Genomic DNA, 19714 nt, shown 5'->3' with positions numbered 1-19714 from the left:
TTTACTGCCTCTAAATACGATCAGTTAGCTAAAAGCAACGGAGGCTGTAATGGCAGGCGACACTAATCAAGAAAAAGACAATGAAAAGCTTAACGATGCGGTAGAGCAAACAGAAACGAAGGATACGGGGACAAAAGAAGAAAAACAGCAGTCGACCGTCTCTTCGACTGTAGCGACCGGTGCTGAAAGTGCAGATGCTGTTGATGAAGCCAATCGTGCGATGGAAGAAAATCCTAGTGGCGCGGGTACGGAAGAAGAAGCAGTGAGCTCGGGTGGCGCAGTTCAAGAAGAGGATACTGAAAGTAGCAGCGACTCTGACGCTACACAATCCAATGTTGTTGATAGTGTAGCTTCTAGCGGAGAATCAGGTGATCAGGCTCTGGGCAGCGGTGGTTCGGATTCTGGGGCGGGTGCCCAAGCGGTCGGTGGTGGTGATGCCTCTGGCTCTGAAGGTGGTTCGGACGCAGAAGGCAATGAAGCGCAAGGACAAGCGGTACAAACTTCATCTGCGCCAAGTGCTTCTTCAGACTCTGAAGGTTCTCAAGGTGGTGACGAGCTAGATTCAGAAACCACTGAAGAGAGCTTCGCGGTGGATGTACAAGACACCAGCGAAGAAACCACGACGCAAGTAGAAGACGATTTCGACTCCGAAACTACGAGCGAGACGTTCCAAATTAAAGTCGAAGGTGAAAATGACGCGCCAGAAGTAGGGCAAGATCTGGCATACATCATGGATGAAGATGGCACTATTACCTTCACTCAAGAACAACTTCTCGGGTACGCGAGTGATGTTGATGGCGATGATCTTGCCGCATTCAACGTGCAAGTGGGTGCTAATGCATCGGTTGTGGATAATGGTGATGGCACTTATACCGTCACACCTGATACTGATTTTAATGGTGAACTCGACTTAACGTTTGATATCAGTGATGGTCAAGAAACCGTTTCAAGTTCTATCGATTTAACCGTTCGTCCAATCAATGACGCACCAGTGCCTGAAGATAAAACCTTTGAGGTGGAAGAGGACGGAACTCTGATCTTCACCGATGCTGACCTGCTTGCTGGCGCAACGGATATTGAAGGCGACAGCCTAACAGTTGAAGGCGTGAGTTACGATGGTGGCGACGGCATCCTGACCGACAACGGCAATGGGACTTATACTTTTGCGCCAAATGAAAACTTCAATGGTGATGTGAACTTCAGCTTTGATGTGTCCGATGGCACAGATACGGTTTCTGCCAACATTGATGTAAGTGTCACGCCTGTCGATGACGCACCAGTATCTGGCAATCTTGCTTACTCAGTGGATGAAGATGGCTCGATTCGTCTGAGCCAAGAGCAGTTGTTGTCGCAAGCTTCTGATGTGGAAGGCGATGCACTGACGGCTTCTAACCTTTCGGTAGATGGCAACGCGACGGTGACTCAAAACGAAGATGGCAGCTTCACCATCACGCCGGACGCAGATTTCAACGGTGATATCGACATCAGCTTCGATATCTCAGATGGCACGAACACCGTTCAAGCAACCGCTGATCTAACCGTTAACCCAATCAACGATTTGCCGGTTCCTCAAGACCAGCAGTTCAGCGTGGAAGAAGATGGCACGCTGATCTTTACGGACGCAGACCTGCTTACTGGCGCAACGGATATTGAAGGCGATAACCTAACAGTTGAGGGCGTAAGCTACGACGGTGGTGACGGCATCCTGACCGACAACGGTAATGGGACTTACACTTTTGCGCCAAATGAAAACTTCAATGGTGATGTGAACTTCAGCTTTGATGTGTCCGACGGCACAGATACGGTTTCTGCCAACATTGATGTAAGCGTCACACCTGTCGATGATGCGCCAGTGTCTGGCAATCTTGCTTACTCGGTGGACGAAGATGGCTCGATTCGTTTGAGCCAAGAACAGTTGTTGTCGCAAGCTTCCGATGTGGAAGGCGATGCACTGACGGCGTCTAACCTTTCGGTAGATGGCAACGCGACGGTGACTCAAAATGACGATGGCAGCTTCACCATCACGCCGGACGCAGATTTCAATGGTGATATCGACATCAGCTTCGATATCTCAGATGGCACGAATACCGTTCAAGCAACCGCTGACCTAACCGTTAATCCAATCAACGATCTGCCTGTTCCTCAAGACCAACAATTCAGTGTGGAAGAGGACGGCACGCTGCAATTTACTGATGCGGATCTACTTGCTGGTGCGACCGACATTGAAGGCGATGACCTTTCTGTAACGGGAATCAGCTACGAAGGCACCGACGGCGTTCTAACTGACAATGGCGATGGCACATATAGCTTTGCGCCAAATGAGAACTTCAACGGTGATGTAAACTTCAGCTTCGACGTATCTGATGGCACAGATACGGTTTCAGCGAATGTGGATGTGAGCGTCACGCCGGTGAATGATCCTCCTGTGGCAGGTTCAACGTCTTACACGGTTCACGAAGACAACTCTATTACCATTTCTGACGCGCAACTGTTGGCAAATTCTTCGGATTTAGAAGGGGATATCTCGATAGATAGCGTGAGCTACTCTGGCAGCGATGGTGTGTTGCAAGTCAATGGTGACGGTACGTACACCTTCTCTCCAAATGAAAACTTTAATGGTGAAGTGACGCTTGATGTCGTTGTCGCTGATGAAGAAGGCGCAACGGATGTCACCACTGCTGGCATTACAGTGCTGGAAGTGAACGATCCACCAGTCGCAGGACCAACTTCTTACACTATTGATGAAGATTCAGTTCTGACCTTCAGTGAGTCACAAGTGCTGTTGAATGCCTCTGATGTGGAAGGCGATGTAGAGCTAGTAGGCATTAGCTACGATGGTCCGGATGGCATTTTCACCGTTAACGATGATGGCACGTGCAGCTTCGCGCCAAACGAGAACTTTAACGGACAAGTTCAACTTGATGTGACCATTCGAGATGAAGATGGAGCAGAAGTTGATACCGTCATCAATGTGAATGTATTGCCAATCAATGATGCGCCAGTATCGGGTGATTTGGCTTACAGCGTTGATGAAGACGGTGCGATTACACTCAGCCAAGAGCAGCTTCTTTCTCAAGCGTCTGATATTGAGGGCGATGGTCTGACTGCTAGTGATTTGACGGTGGATGGAAACGCAACCGTTACAGCGAACGATGATGGCAGCTTCACGATTACACCAGATGCGGACTTTAATGGTGACATTGATATCCAATTCAACATTACGGACGGCACAGACACTATCCAAGCAACGGCGGATCTAACGGTTAATCCAGTTAACGATCTTCCTGTTCCTCAAGACCAGCAGTTCAGTGTTGAAGAAGATGGCACGCTGCAGTTTACCGACGCGGACCTACTTGCTGGCGCGACCGACATCGATGGCGACAACTTAACGGTTGATGGCATTAGCTACACAGGCAGCGATGGTGTACTGACTGACCACGGTGATGGTACTTACACCTTTGCACCAAATGAAAACTTTAACGGAGACGTCAGCTTTAGCTTTGGTGTTTCTGACGGCACTGAGACCGTACCAGCGAACGTGGACGTGAGCGTCACTCCAGTGAACGATCCTCCGGTTGCGGGTTCAACGTCTTACACGGTTGATGAAGACAACGCAATTACCATTTCTGACGAGCAGCTTCTGGCTAACTCTTCGGATGTGGAAGGCGCAGTGTCCATCGATAGCGTGACCTATTCAGGCACCGATGGCGTATTCCAAGATAACGGTGATGGCACTTACACCTTCATGCCGAATGAGAACTTCAGCGGTGATATTAGCCTTGATGTGATTGTGGCGGATGAGCAAGGAGCGATTGACGAAACGACCGCAGGCATTACGGTCATTGAAGTGAATGACCCTCCAGTTGCCGGTCCGACGTCTTACACGATTGATGAAGATTCAGTACTGACATTCAGTGAGTCACAAATTCTTGCCAACGCATCTGATATCGAGGGCGATGTAGAGCTTGTTGGCATCAGCTATGAAGGCTCGGATGGTATCTTTACCGTCAATGGCGATGGTACTTGTAGCTTTGCGCCAAACGAGAACTTCAATGGTCAAGTTCAGTTGGATGTGACCATTCAAGATGAGAATGGGGCAACCGTTGATACGCACATCAATGTCGACGTATTGCCAATCAACGATCCTCCAGTATCGGGCGATTTGGCTTACACCATCAACGAAGACAGCTCAATTACGCTAAGCCAAGAGCAGTTGCTTGCCAAAGCGGGCGATATTGATAGCGAGAACCTTGAAGCCATCAATCTATCGACAGATGACAACGCGACAATTCAATACAACGATGATGGCAGTTACACCATCACACCGGATGAAAACTACAACGGCGACCTAGATCTGACCTTCGATATCATTGATAACGATGGTGGCTCGGTACAAGTTGGTCTGGATATTACGGTTAATCCTGTGAATGACTTGCCACAAGGGCAAGGTCAACAGTTCACGGTAGAAGAAGATGGCACCTTGCTGTTCACGGATGCAGACCTATTGGAAGGCGCATCGGATATTGACGGCGATGATCTGTCTATCGAAAATGTTCTCTACACAGGTGCGGACGGCGTGCTTACCGATAATGGTGATGGCACTTACAGCTTCGCGCCGAATGAGAACTTCAACGGTGATGTTCAGTTCACATTCGATGTGTCTGACGGCACAGGTTCAACACCAGCATTCATTGATGTCAGCGTGACACCAGTGAACGATCCGCCGGTTGCAGGTTCTACGTCTTACACGGTTCAAGAAGACGGTCAAATCACCATCAGTGACGAGCAGTTGTTAGCCAACTCTTCTGATGTGGAAGGCGATGTAGCCTTGGCGAATGTTAGCTACTCTGGTAACGACGGTAGCTTCGTGGACAATGGCGACGGCACATATACCTTCACGCCAAATGAGAACTTTGACGGTAACATTTCGCTCGACGTTACGGTTATCGACCAAGATGGCGCAACGGATACAACAACCGCAGGCATCGATGTTATCGCGGTGAACGACGCACCTGAAACATCAGGCATTCAAGCTGAAGTGGATGAAGATAACGCCATCACCATCACGCAAGAGCAGTTGCTTGCGAATGCGACAGACATTGAAGGTGATGACCTTGTTGCCAGCAATCTGCAAACCAATGACCCAGATGCGACGATCGTAGCCAACGATGATGGTTCATTCACGATTACGCATACGGAAAACTTCAATGGTGAGTTGGACTTCACTTACAACATCAGCGATGGCGAAAATGATGTTCTGACCACGTTGGATCTGACCGTTAATCCTGTCAACGATGCGCCAGAAGCGGGCGACGAGATCTTTATTCAAGCGGAAGAAGACCAAACAGTGGGTGTTTCTCTGCGTGAAGAGCCTGCGTTACGTCTCGACCAAGCCCCTGAAAACGGCATCATTGAAGCGAATCTAAATGACGAATGGGTACAGCTAGAAGTCGGGCAGGAGGTTCCTGCAGATACGGAAGTGCGCTTCATTCCAAATGATGATGCATTGGCAAACGGCACGCATACAAGTCAAATTGGTACCTTTGATGACAATGCGAGCCTTGATGATTGGGGTACTGCTGTTGACCCTTACACACGTGAGTTTGTTGATGGTGATTTGAAAGTTACCGTTCAAAGTAATGATGACCCACTCGGTGCGTGGAATGGTAAAACACACATCGGTCACGGTATTGGCGATACTGACCGCCAAGGCTTGAGCGGTGATGAAAAACTGACTGTGACCGTTGAAGGCCAAGACATCAACGAAATCAGCTTCCACCTAGATGGTCTAGGCGGCTGGTTTATGGAAGAGTCTCGCCACTTTACCGAAGTCGAAATTCGCGCATTCAACTCTGATGGTGACTTGATCGACTCGATGACTTACCACAAAGAAGATCGTGGTAGCTATGAGACGGATTACACCCTAACGGTGAACGAGCCGGTGTCTTACTTTGAGCTAGGTACGATTCAAGGTAACGGTACATACGTGGTTCAAAACATGACGGTTTCGCAAACTTGTCATGATGAAGCGGTGTTCACATCTATTGGCGTGGACGGCACGGAAATCACGGAAACGGTAGAACTGAATATCCGAGAAGGTGACAGTGAAATCGAACTGACTGCTGATCTGCCAAATGTGACCATCGATACCGAAGGTTCTACGCAGTTTGCCTCTGTGGTTATCACAGAAGAACAGCTTTTAGCACAAGCGAGTGATATCGATAGCGATGTTCTTGATATTCAAAACCTGGAGCTGGTGGGGGATAACGCGGAGCACGCTACGTTAACCGACAACGGCGATGGTACATGGACAGTCACACCAGATGAGAACTTCTACGGTGAGATTGAGCTTGGCTACCAAGTTACGGATGGTGAACTCACCGACGACAACATCATCAACATCAACTTCGAAGCAGTAAACGATGCGCCAATCGTTTCTGGTCCGATTGTGTTGTCGACTGATGAGGATGTGGGCATTACGTTTAGCGCGGATGATTTGCTTGCCAATGCAAGTGATGTGGAAGGCGATGCGCTGTCTATCTCTGATATCTCTTACAGCGGTGACAACGGTGAGCTTGTCGACAATGGCGACGGCACTTACACCTTTATGCCGAATGAAAACTTCAATGGTGAAGTCGACATCGATTACAAAGTCTTCGATGGCACCGATGAAGTCGATACCCATCTAGATCTGACCGTTATTCCAGTCAACGATGTGCCAGTCCCTGGTGCACCGCTACATACTCAAATGCTAGAAAACGGCACCATCATCATCGAAGCAAAAGACCTGTTATCAGGTGCGACCGATGTGGATGGCGACATTCTGCATATTGAGAATCTGCTGCTTGTTGACCAGTCACAAGGTACGTTGACAGACAACGGCGACAACACCTTTACCTTCGAGCCAACTTCGAACTTCTACGGTGAAGTGAACTTGACCTTCGACATCAGCGATGGTCAAGCAAGTGCACCAAGCACTGCGAAGATCGATGTTGAGATCGTCAACGAAGGTCCAGAGGTTAGCGGTCCAGTTGATGCGGTCGTTGATGAAGATGGCTCAATTACCATCACTCAAGAAGACTTGTTAGCGAACGCGACGGACGTGGATGGTGACAACCTTGAAGCGGTGAACCTATCGACCAACGATCCTAATGCAACTATCGTTGAGAACGCTGATGGTAGCTTCACGATTACACCGAGCGAAAACTTCTTTGGTGAAATCGAATTTACTTATGACGTAACTGACGCGATTGAAACCGTCGCTGCGGATCTAAACCTCACCGTTAACCCAGTGAACGACCTGCCAGATGTGCCTGATTTGTCCTTCACCACAGAAGACGGTGAAGCCATCACGATTACTGAAGCAGAGTTGCTGGCTCAAGCGACGGACATCGAAGGCGATGACTTATCTGTTGTGAACGTGACGAGCTTAAGCGATACGGTTCAAGTAACAGACAATGGCGATGGCACTTACACGTTAACGCCAGAGCAGGGCTTCTTTGGTAATGTTGACCTCACGTTTGATGTGAGCGATGGTACCGATGTGGTGGCGGCAAACATCGACTTGAAAGTTGAGTTCGTCAACGACGCACCAGAAGCAGCGCCAATCGTGGCAGACGTGGACGAGGATGGCTCTATTCTCGTGACACAAGAAATGCTGCTTGAAAACGCCAGCGATCAAGATGGTGATGACCTATACGCAACGGCACTAGAAACCAATGATCCGAATGCCTCTATCGTGGATAACGGTGACGGCACCTTTACCGTTACGCCTTCACAACACTTCAATGGAGACATCGAGTTTACTTATGAAGTGAGCGATGGTGAATTGAGTGTTGCCAATGAAATGACATTGACGGTGAACCCAGTCAATGACATTCCAATTGTTGCGCCTGGCATGTACCACATTGAAGAGGATGGCAGCATCCTGTTCACGCAAGAAGATCTGCTAAGTGGTGCGATTGATATTGATGGTGATGACCTCACCGTTACCAGCATTAACTACTCGGGTGATGAAGGTACTGTAACTGACAACGGTGACGGTACATTTAGCTTCGTACCAGAAGAGCACTTCAGTGGTGACTTGCAGTTCAGCTTTACGGTTTCTGACGGTACTGATGAAGTTGAGCAAGACATTAATGTCCATATCGAAGCCGTGGCAGATGCGCCAGACCTAGTCATCACTGATGGCGATGGTCGAAACGTGGATGACCAAGCGATCTTGGTTGAGCCAGGCGGTATTGTTGAAGTGAACATCGCCGCAGCATTGGTTGACCAAGACTTGTCAGAAACGCTGACTGTGACCGTTGATGGCGTTCCAGAAGGTTCGGTGATCAGCTACGACAACGAAGGGGTACTTAACGATCAAGACAACGGTATCACCAGTTTCAACGATACTGAAATCACGGTTACGTTTGAAGGTGAAACCGCGGGTTACCAAAACACAGCGGGTTACTACAAAGTCGATGAAGACGGCAATATCACTGGCGTTGAAGTGGTGTACGAAAACGCCTCTCAAGTTGGCGGAGGCGGTGACCTCATTCCGGGACAAGATCAGTTCAGCTTCCAAATCTCGGAAGGGGAAAGCTTCAACCTATTCTTGATTCCTAACGGTCATAACTTCAATGACTTTGCGTCCATGCAAGATGGCCAGTATGAGTTCCGTGCGGCAGATGGCTCTCCTGCGAACATGGATACGGTCGACCCACAACTCGTGTTTGTGGGTGCTGATGGTTCTGAAACCGTGATTCAAAGCCAATTTGGTGATGCAGTCTTCCATGGCGGCACAAGCTCAGAGCTCAACCAAGATGGCATTGAACATACTCGAACTACTGTGAACGAAGACGGTGAACTGGTTTACGGCTTTGAAGATCTCTACGGTGGCGGCGATGCCGATTATAGTGACTTCAACTTCACCATTGATGTAGGTGAAGTGAACAGCCAGATCTACAGCGGTGAAGTAACAGTCGGTCCAGATGGTTCTGTAACGCTTCCAACCACAGCAATTGAACAAGAGCTACAGATTCAATTGCCAGAAGACTTTAACCAACAGCTAGAAATCAATGTAACGGCAACGGCAACAGAGCTATCAAATAATGATTCTGAAACCGTTTCTCAAACCATCTACGTCAATGCAACGGGTGCTCACATTGAACATACGCCTGAAGCATTGCCTGTTTCTGCTGTGGTTGAAGAAGATGGTTCAATCCTAATCACGCAAGAAGATTTGCTCGCTAATGCGCGTGACTTGGATGGAGACCAACTGACAGCACTGAACTTGGCAACGGATGATGAAAACATCACCATCACAGACAATGGTGACGGTACTTACACCTTAACACCAGATGCGGACTTTAATGGTGATATCACCTTTACGTTCGATGTGTCTGACGGCGATGATGTTGTCTCAACCAACCTTGAGTTATTGGTGTCACCAGTTAACGATGCGCCTGAACCACAAGATCAAGCGTTCACCATTGGTGAAGATGGTGTGCTGACCTTTACTGATGCGGATCTCCTAACAGGCGCTACCGATATTGAAGGGGATGACTTATCTGTTGAGGGCGTCACTTACACAGGCGCAGACGGTGTTCTTACTGACAATGGTGATGGCACCTACAGCTTCGCACCAAACGAGAACTTCAATGGCGACGTGAATTTCACTTTCGATGTTTCCGATGGCACGGATACCGTGACGGCAAATATCGATGTAACAGTGACGCCAGAGAACGATCCACCGGTTGCAGGCAGCACGGCTTACACCGTTCATGAAGACAATTCGATTACCATTAGTAACGAACAGCTGTTGGCTAACTCGTCTGATATAGAAGGCGAAGTGGCGATTGATAGCGTGAGCTACAGCGGTAACGATGGCGTGCTGGAAATCAACGGTGATGGTACGTACACCTTCTCACCAAACGAAAATTTCAGCGGCGAGGTGAGCCTAGATGTTGTCGTTGTCGATGAAGATGGTGCAACGGACTCGACCACTGCAGGCATTACTGTGATTGAGGTAAATGACCCACCAATCGCAGGTCCTACCGCATACACTATCGATGAAGACCAAGTTCTAACCTTTAGTGAATCTCAAGTGCTACTGAATGCTTCGGATGTTGAAGGGGATGTTGAGCTAGTAGGCATCAGCTACGACGGTCCAGATGGTATCTTCTCAGTAAACGGTGATGGCACTTGTAGCTTCGCACCGAATGAAAACTTCAACGGTCAAGTGCAGTTGGATGTGACCATTCGCGATGAAGACGGCGCAGAGGTTGATACTTACATCACAGTCGATGTCTTACCAATCAATGACGCACCAGTATCGGGTAACTTGGCGTACAGTGTTGACGAAGACAACTCAATCACACTGAGCCAAGAGCAGCTTCTTGCTCAAGCATCGGATGTAGAAGGCGACGCGCTAACCGCATCTAATCTAGTGGTTGACGGTGATGCAACGGTTACGGCAAACGACGATGGTAGCTTCACTATCACGCCAGATGCGAACTTTAATGGCGACATTGATATCACGTTCGATATCAACGACGGCAGCGACACTATTGTTGCAACGGCGGACCTAACCGTTAACCCAGTTAATGATTTGCCGCAGCCACAAAATCAAGCGTTCACCATTGGTGAAGATGGTGTGTTGACCTTCACTGATCAAGACCTGTTGGATGGTGCAACGGACATCGATGGCGATGATCTATCGGTAGAAGGTGTCACTTACACAGGCGCGGACGGTGTCCTAACTGACAATGGCGATGGTACATATAGCTTCGCACCGAATGAGAACTTCAATGGTGATGTGAACTTCACCTTCGATGTTTCCGATGGCACGGATACCGTGACTGCGAATATCGATGTGACAGTCACACCAGAGAACGATCCACCAGTGGCAGGTAGCACATCTTACACAGTGCATGAAGACAACTCGATCACCATTAGTAACGAACAGCTGTTGGCTAACTCGTCTGATATAGAAGGCGAAGTGGCGATTGATAGCGTGAGCTACAGCGGCACAGATGGTGTGTTCCAAGACAATGGTGACGGTACGTACACCTTCTCGCCAAACGAGAACTTCAATGGCGAAGTGAGCCTAGATGTTGTCGTGGTCGATGAAGACGGTGCGACGGATTCAACTACCGCAGGTATTACAGTACTTGAGGTGAACGATCCACCAATTGCAGGCGCGACTAGCTACTCAGTGAACGAAGACGAAGTCATCACCATTAGCTCTGAGCAGTTATTGGCGAACGCTTCTGACGTTGAAGGTGAAGTTGCGATTGATAGCGTGAGCTACAGCGGCTCCGACGGTATCTTTACCGATAACGGTGACGGCACATTCAGCTTCGCACCAAACGCCAACTTTGATGGCGATGTTAGCCTAGATGTTGTGGTTGTTGATGAAGACGGTGCAACTGCGGCAACTAACGCAAACATCGATGTATTGCCAATCAACGATGCGCCAGTATCGGGCAACTTGGCTTACAGTGTCGATGAAGACAATTCGATTACGCTAAGCCAAGAGCAGCTTCTTGCTCAAGCATCGGATGTAGAAGGCGACGCGCTAACCGCGACTAACCTAATGGTTGACGGTGATGCAACGGTTACGGCAAATGATGATGGCAGCTTTACCATTACGCCTGATGCGAACTTCAATGGTGACATTGATATCACGTTCGACATCAACGACGGCACCGACACTATTGTTGCAACGGCTGACCTAACGGTTAATCCAGTTAACGACCTACCACAGCCAGAAGATCAAGCGTTCACCATTGGTGAAGATGGCGTCTTGCTGTTCACTGATGAAGATCTGCTTGATGGCGCAACGGATATCGATGGCGATGACCTTTCGGTTGAAGGTGTGAGCTACACAGGTGCTGATGGTGTCCTAACCGACAATGGTGATGGCACTTACAGCTTCGCGCCAAACGAAAACTTCAATGGCGACGTGAACTTTACCTTCGATATTTCTGATGGCACGGAGACCGTGACCGCAAACATTGACGTAAGCGTGACGCCAGAGAACGATCCACCGGTGGCAGGTAGCACGTCTTACACGGTGCATGAAGACAATTCGATCACCATCAGTAACGAGCAGTTATTGGCTAACTCATCTGACGTCGAAGGAGATGTCGCGGTTGATAGCGTCAGCTACAGCGGCGCAGATGGCGTGTTCCAAGACAATGGTGACGGTACTTACACCTTCTCGCCAAACGAGAACTTCAATGGTGAAGTCAGCCTTGACGTTGTGGTTGTCGATGAAGACGGTGCGACGGATTCAACCACCGCAGGTATTACGGTACTTGAGGTGAACGATCCGCCAATTGCCGGCGCGACCAGCTACTCAGTGAACGAAGACGAAGTCATCACCATTAGCTCTGAGCAGCTATTGGCGAATGCTTCTGATGTTGAAGGTGAGGTGGCGATTGATAGCGTCAGCTACAGCGGCTCCGACGGTATCTTTACTGACAACGGCGATGGCACATTCAGCTTCGCACCAAACGAAAACTTCAACGGTGATGTCAGCCTAGATGTTGTCGTGACCGATGAAGATGGCGCAACTGCGACAACCAACGCGAACATTGATGTATTGCCAGTCAATGATGCTCCGGTATCAGGTGATTTGGCTTACAGCGTGGATGAAGATGGTTCTATCACTCTCAGCCAAGAGCAACTTCTTGCACAAGCAGGCGACGTGGATGGTGATGACCTAACTGCATCCAACCTGACTGTTGACGGCAATGCGACCGTTGTTGCAAACGATGACGGCAGCTTCACAATCACACCGGATGCAGACTTCAATGGCGACATTGATCTGAGCTTCGACATTACGGACGGCGATGCAACCATTCAAGCGACTGCCGATCTGACTGTGAACCCAGTGAATGACTTGCCAACGGTTGGTCAGCCACAGTTCGTCACGCAAGAAGACACCAGCTTCACCTTTACCGAAGAGCAACTGCTGCAAAATGCAGGTGATATCGATGGTGATAACCTAACCGCAGAAAACGTTGCTTCTGACAGCGGTACTTTGGTTGATAACGGTGACGGCACGTACACCTTCGCACCGAATGAAAACTTCGATGGCAACGTGAACGTAACGTTTGATGTCAACGATGGCACCGCAACCGTACCAGCAGAAGCGAACATTGATGTTCAATCTGTTGTTGATATGCCAGAGCTTTCGATTGCTTCGGACTTGGTGATTGCGTCTGATAACTTCGAGTCTGGCTCGAACGGTTGGAACGCGAACACTGAAAGCTCTCAAGGCTTCGAAACGGGCGACATGCTGGGTCGTATTGGTGGCACTGGCGGTGATGAAGCGGTCAGCAAAACCTACGAGATCCCAAGTGATGTTAATGAAGTGAATATATCGTTTAGCTTCTACGAAATCGATTCTTGGGATGGCGAGTCGTTCCAAATCTTTGTGGGCGGTGAACAGCTAACCACCTTGGAAAACTCCGCGTTCCGTACTCAAGATGGTACGACAACGCTTTACGACTCAGATGGTAATGAAGTGGGTGAAGTGATCCACGGAGCCTCTCAACGTGAAGGCTTCAGTGGTTGGAATGACCAAGCTCACCAAATCAACCTAACGGTTCCTGTCGAGGATGGTGAATTGCAACTGGGCTTCGGCTCAACCTTGAATCAAGACGTTTGGGATGAATCGTTCGGTATCGACAACATCGAAATCACGGTAGCGGATGCGGATTACCAAATCATTGGTACCGAAGATACACCTGTGCCGCTTGATATCGATGCAGCATTGACCGATACCGATGGCTCAGAAAACCTCGCTATCTTGATTGAAGATGTGCCAGAAGGCAGCGCATTATCAGCGGGTGTTGATAATGGCGACGGCACTTGGTCACTACAACCAGGCGAGCTAGAAGGACTAGAGTTTATCCCTTCTGCGGACTTCAACGGCGATGTGACGCTAACCGTGAATGCAACCTCTACAGATGTTGATACCGGAACCACAGCGACAGCGACGCAAGATGTGACGATTCATATCTCGCCAACCAATGATGCACCAGAAGTGACGGGTGATATCACTGCGGTAACTGCCGAAGACAACAGCATTACGCTAACTCAAGAGCAGTTACTTGAGCATGCCGTTGATATCGATGGTGACGACCTAAGCGCAATCAACCTGAGCACCAATGATGAAAATGCAACGGTTGAAATGAACGAGGATGGCAGCTTCACCATTACTCCGAGCGAGAACTTCTACGGTGACATTGAGTTTAGTTACGATGTCACGGATGGCGAAGAAGTGGTTGCGGCTGGTCTCGACTTAACGGTAACGCCAGTCAATGATGCGCCAGAGCCACAAGATCAAGCGTTCACCGTGGGTGAGGACGGTCTTCTTACCTTCACCGATGCTGACTTGTTAACAGGCGCGACGGATGTAGAAGGTGACAACCTAACAGTTGAAGGAGTGACTTACACAGGTGCAGACGGTGTTCTCACCGACAATGGCGATGGCACGTACAGCTTCGCACCAAACGAGAACTTCAATGGCGACGTGAACTTCACTTTCGATGTTTCCGATGGCACGGATACCGTGACGGCAAATATCGATGTAACAGTTACGCCAGAGAACGATCCACCAGTTGCGGGCAGCACGTCTTACACAGTACATGAAGACAACTCGATCACCATTAGTGATGAGCAACTACTGGCTAATTCGTCTGATATCGAGGGTGATGTTGCGATCAGTAGCGTGAGTTACAGCGGTAACGACGGTGTGCTAGAAATTAATGGCGATGGTACTTACACCTTCTCACCAAACGAAAACTTTACAGGCGATGTTAGCCTAGATGTTGTCGTGGTTGACGAGGACGGCGCGGTTGATACAACAACAGCGGGTATTACCGTTCTTGAGGTGAATGATCCACCAATCGCAGGCACAACCAGTTACACCATTGATGAAGATGAAGTTATCACCATCAGTGCAGAACAGTTGTTGGCAAACTCTTCCGATATTGAAGGTGAGGTAGCACTAGATAGCGTGAGCTACAGTGGCAGCGAAGGTATCTTTACCGACAATGGTGATGGTACGTTCAGCTTTGCACCAAACCAAAACTTCAATGGTGAAGTGAATCTTGATGTTGTAGTCGTGGACGAAGATGGTGCGACCGCTTCGACGACGGCAAACATTGATGTTCTGCCAATCAATGATGCTCCAGTATCGGGTGACTTGGCTTACAGTGTCGACGAAGACAACTCAATCACGCTAAGCCAAGAACAATTGTTGGCACAAGCAACGGATGTAGAAGGTGATGCACTAACCGCTTCTAACCTAGTGGTTGACGGTGATGCGACGGTTACGGCTAATGATGATGGTAGCTTTACCATTACGCCTGACGCGAACTTCAATGGCGACATTGATATCACGTTCGATATCAACGATGGCAGCGATACTATCGTTGCAACGGCTGACCTAACGGTTAACCCAGTTAATGACTTACCGCAGCCAGAAGATCAAGCGTTCACCATTGGTGAAGATGGCGTGTTGACCTTTACTGATCAAGACCTGTTGGATGGTGCAACCGATATCGATGGCGATGACCTATCGGTAGAAGGTGTCACATACACTGGCGCGGACGGTGTTCTTACTGACAATGGCGATGGCACATACAGCTTCGCACCGAACGAAAACTTCAATGGCGACGTAAACTTTACCTTCGATGTTTCCGATGGCACAGATACCGTGACGGCGAATATCGATGTAAGCGTGACGCCTGAGAACGATCCACCGGTGGCAGGTAGCACGTCTTACACCGTACACGAAGACAACTCAATCACCATCAGCGATGAGCAATTACTAGCGAATTCGTCAGATATTGAAGGCGATGTTTCGGTTGATAGCGTGAGTTACAGTGGCAACGATGGCGTCTTCCAAGACAATGGCGATGGTACGTACACCTTCTCTCCAAACGAGAACTTCAATGGCGAGGTCAGCCTAGACGTTGTAGTTGTCGATGAAGAGGGTGCGACAGACTCAACCACTGCGGGTATTACCGTTCTTGAGGTGAACGATCCACCAATCGCAGGTGCGACAAGTTACTCTGTCAATGAAGACGAAGTCATTATCTTCACGGAAGAGCAACTGCTAGCGCAATCAAGCGATGTGGAAGGTGACGTGAGCCTAAAAAGCGTCTCTTACAGTGGTAGCGATGGCATTCTAACGGCGAATGACGATGGCACTTATAGCTTCGCGCCAAATGAAAACTTCAATGGTGGCGTAAGCCTAGACGTAGTAGTGGCTGATGAAGACGGTGCAACTGCGACAACCAACGCGAACATCGATGTATTGCCAGTCAACGATGCTCCGGTATCTGGCGACTTGGCTTACAGTGTCGATGAAGACGGTTCAATCACATTGAGTCAAGAGCAGTTACTGGCTCAAGCGGGTGACGTAGACAGCGATAATCTAGAAGCAGTGAACTTAACCGCGGTAGCCAATGCAACCGTTGTTGAGAACCAAGATGGTAGCTTTACGATTACGCCTGATGCGAACTTCAATGGCGATATCGACCTAAGCTTCGACTTGATTGATAACGATGGTGCGAGCGTGGAAGTGGGCGTCGACCTAACGGTGAACCCAATTAACGATGCGCCGCAATCAACGCCAGTGAATATTGCTGGCACCGAAGATACCACCATTCTTATCACGCAGGACATGTTGCTTGCTAATGCAACAGACATCGACAACACCTACGACGAACTGTCTGCTGTCGACCTAGTGATTGATGAGCAATACGGTGACTTGCTAGACAACAGTGATGGCACTTGGTCATTCACTCCGGCTGAGAACTTCAATGGTGATGTGCCAATGTCGTTCGGTGTCAGCGATGGTGATTTAGTTACGCCGGTTGAAGGCAATTTAAACGTCGAAGCGGTTAACGATGCACCAGATGCGCCAACCATCCAGATGCAAGGCGAAGAAGATGTGGTCATGGTGATTGACCCTGCTTACATCGCTGATCAAGTTACGGATCTTGATGGTGACGAAATCAGCGTAGAAAGCATCACGGTTCGTGCTCCTGCAAACGCGACATTAACCCAGCAGCCAGATGGTATGTACCACTTGGTAACCACTCAAGACTTCAATGGTTTGGTGGAACTGGGCTACACCGCGACGGATGGTGAAGAAGTGGTTGAAGGCTCGTTGAATGTGGATGTCATTCCAGTCAACGATGCTCCATTCAATGTGGGTAATGCCTTTATGGCAACCGACGAGGATGGCGCATTCACCTTCGACGCTGGCGACCTGATGAACTTGTTCGGCGATATCGACACTGAAAACCTAGTCGTATCACGCATTATCACCGCAGAAGGTGAAGATGGTGGTGAGGTAACGGACAACGGTGACGGTACTTGGACATTCACACCGACTGGCGATTTTGCAGGGGTTTCTGACTTGCAAGTTGTGGTAAGTGACGGTGAGTTTGAGACGGTACTTGATGTACCAGTGTTTGTTCGCCCTGTTGCGGATGGCGCGGTCATCACAACCGACCATGATGGTCCGTTAGTCTTCGGTGAGGACGAAACGGGTCACCTAGGCTTGAATGTCGGTCTAATCGACGATTCAGAAACGCTAAGTAACCTAGTGATGACTGGTTTCCCTGTTGGCTTCGAAGTTACGGATGGTGTGAACACCATTACCATTACGGAACCGGGTCAATACATCGACTTGAACGAGTGGGATATCTCAGACCTGCAAATGACGCCTCCGGCTGACTTTAATGGCGAGTTCTTCGTAACCGTGACCGCAACAACGGTGGATTATGGTGACGAGCCAGAAGAGTTCGAAGATGGCATCGATTCAGGTGACTTCGAAACCCTAGCGGGTGAGCCCGTTATCCTAACCGCTGATGACCTAATCGGATTGGCAGAAAACGTAGACGCTGACGCGGGTGATGAAGTGAAATTTGTTCACCTAGCTGATCGCAGCCAAGGTGAGATAGTCGATAACGGTGATGGCACATGGACATTCAATCCAGCACCAGGCTTTACTGGTGAAGCGGATATCGCTTACGTGATTGATAAAGACGGTGTGCTTCATGATGAGCAAACAGGCGTGGTCGTGAAAGAAGACGCACCACAAGAGAATGCTTCTCCAGAAATCGACAGCATTTCTACAACAGAAATGACAGCGGATGGCACCTTGTCGTTCACCAATGATGACATGCTATCGACCTTGAGCGATGCAGAAGGCGACAGCTTGAGCATTGAGTCAGTGAGCCTAATGGAAGGTCAAGGTGTGATAGAGACCGATAACCAAGGTAACTACCAATTCACACCAGCAGAAGGCTACACCGGAGATGTTCAAGTTGGCTTCATTGCAACTGACGGTGAAAACCGCATTGAGAGCTTCTTCAATGTCGACATCCAAGGTGAAGGTGAAACCACAACCAGCGAAGGCTACGCACTGGCTGATGATGGTTCACTAACACTAACGGAAGCGCAGTTGATTGATGAGCTTGGCATTAGCCCTTCTGCAGAAGTGTTGGATGTCGCCGATGCAAACGATGCTGGTTTCTTTGCGAAATCAGGTGATGAAGAGTGGACATACTGGCCGAACGATGACTTCGATGGCAATTTGGCTATGGATGTTCAGGTCAACGACAACGGTGAAGTATCGACTCAGAATCTGAGCATCCAAGTTGCGGACGATTCAGCGCAAAGCGACGAGCCACAAATCCAAACTGCTCAAGCATCATCAGAGCAGCAAGTCGGCGAAGCGCAACAGCCTGAAGAGCAAGCAGCAAACGGTGCAGACAGTGAAGAGGAGAGCGCAGCTGATGTGACTGCAGCACCAGGCGATACCATTTCTATCTCGGTTCCAGATGAGGTCAGTGGTAACGAATCGGTGGATTATGCAGAAATGTCCGGTCTACCTGATGGTGCATCAGTAAGCAACGCACTGGATAATGGCGATGGCAGCTTCACATTAAGTGGCAACCTGAACCAACCAGTATCGGTTGACCTACCAGAAGGTTACGAAGGTACGAGCGAAATCCAATTCCAAGGTTACGATGAATTGGGCAGCGCAGTAGAAGGTGCGAGTGGCACAGTTGAAGTTGAAGTCGATGATCAATACACCATGCAAGGTTCTGCTCAAGATCAGCAACCAGACATGGCGGGTATGGAATCTGGCGGCAGCGACTGGACAAGTGCGGGAGGTCAAAATCAAGGTGTCGACTTCACGGATGACTCTGGCAGCTTCGACTCGGATACTCAAACGGGTACTGACCAAGGCAACGATTTCGATCAAAGCTCAATGTAACCAGTCCTAGACAAGGGCAGTGTCATTGCTGCCCGAACCAAAGCCATGCAGAGCCTACTTTGCATGGCTTTTTTGTTGGGCTTCTTTCTATGAGCTGTAGAAAAAAACTTGGAAATTGAAAAAAGTATTCTTAGCTAGTTTATACCCAAGTAACCTCGAGATGTTAGGTTCAGCGAGAATGGCTTGGTTTGTAGACGCGGCGGCGATTTAAAGGTCTAGTGGGTCTAAATCAAGAATCGACAACAAAGTATACAAACCAAGACAGCTCGCCCTTCGGGAGCGTGTCATTGACTCGGTTTCTGTGTCAAACAACTTGGAAAGAGCTGACTATTACGCTGCGTTGTTTTCCTTGACCCCGAATCAATGACAACGCTCTGAATCTTGCATCTTGAAGTCACTTGGGTATAAGAGTCA

1 protein-coding gene is annotated in these 19714 nt (G+C 49.1%); it reads left to right on the top strand.

Annotation, left to right across the window (positions count from 1 at the left end; all coding sequences use genetic code 11):
- The first annotated feature begins 49 nt into the window (after nucleotides 1–49).
- Nucleotides 50–19300 (top strand): tandem-95 repeat protein, encoded by a 19251-nt coding sequence (locus UQW94_RS03025; protein WP_322141987.1) that lies wholly within the window; start codon nucleotides 50–52, stop codon nucleotides 19298–19300.
- The last annotated feature ends 414 nt before the right edge of the window (nucleotides 19301–19714 follow it).

Source organism: Vibrio sp. PBL-C16, from assembly GCF_034321865.1.
Lineage (GTDB): Bacteria > Pseudomonadota > Gammaproteobacteria > Enterobacterales > Vibrionaceae > Vibrio > Vibrio alginolyticus.
The sequence above is the reverse complement of the archived record's forward strand: the minus strand, read 5'-3'. Positions and strand labels throughout refer to the sequence as shown.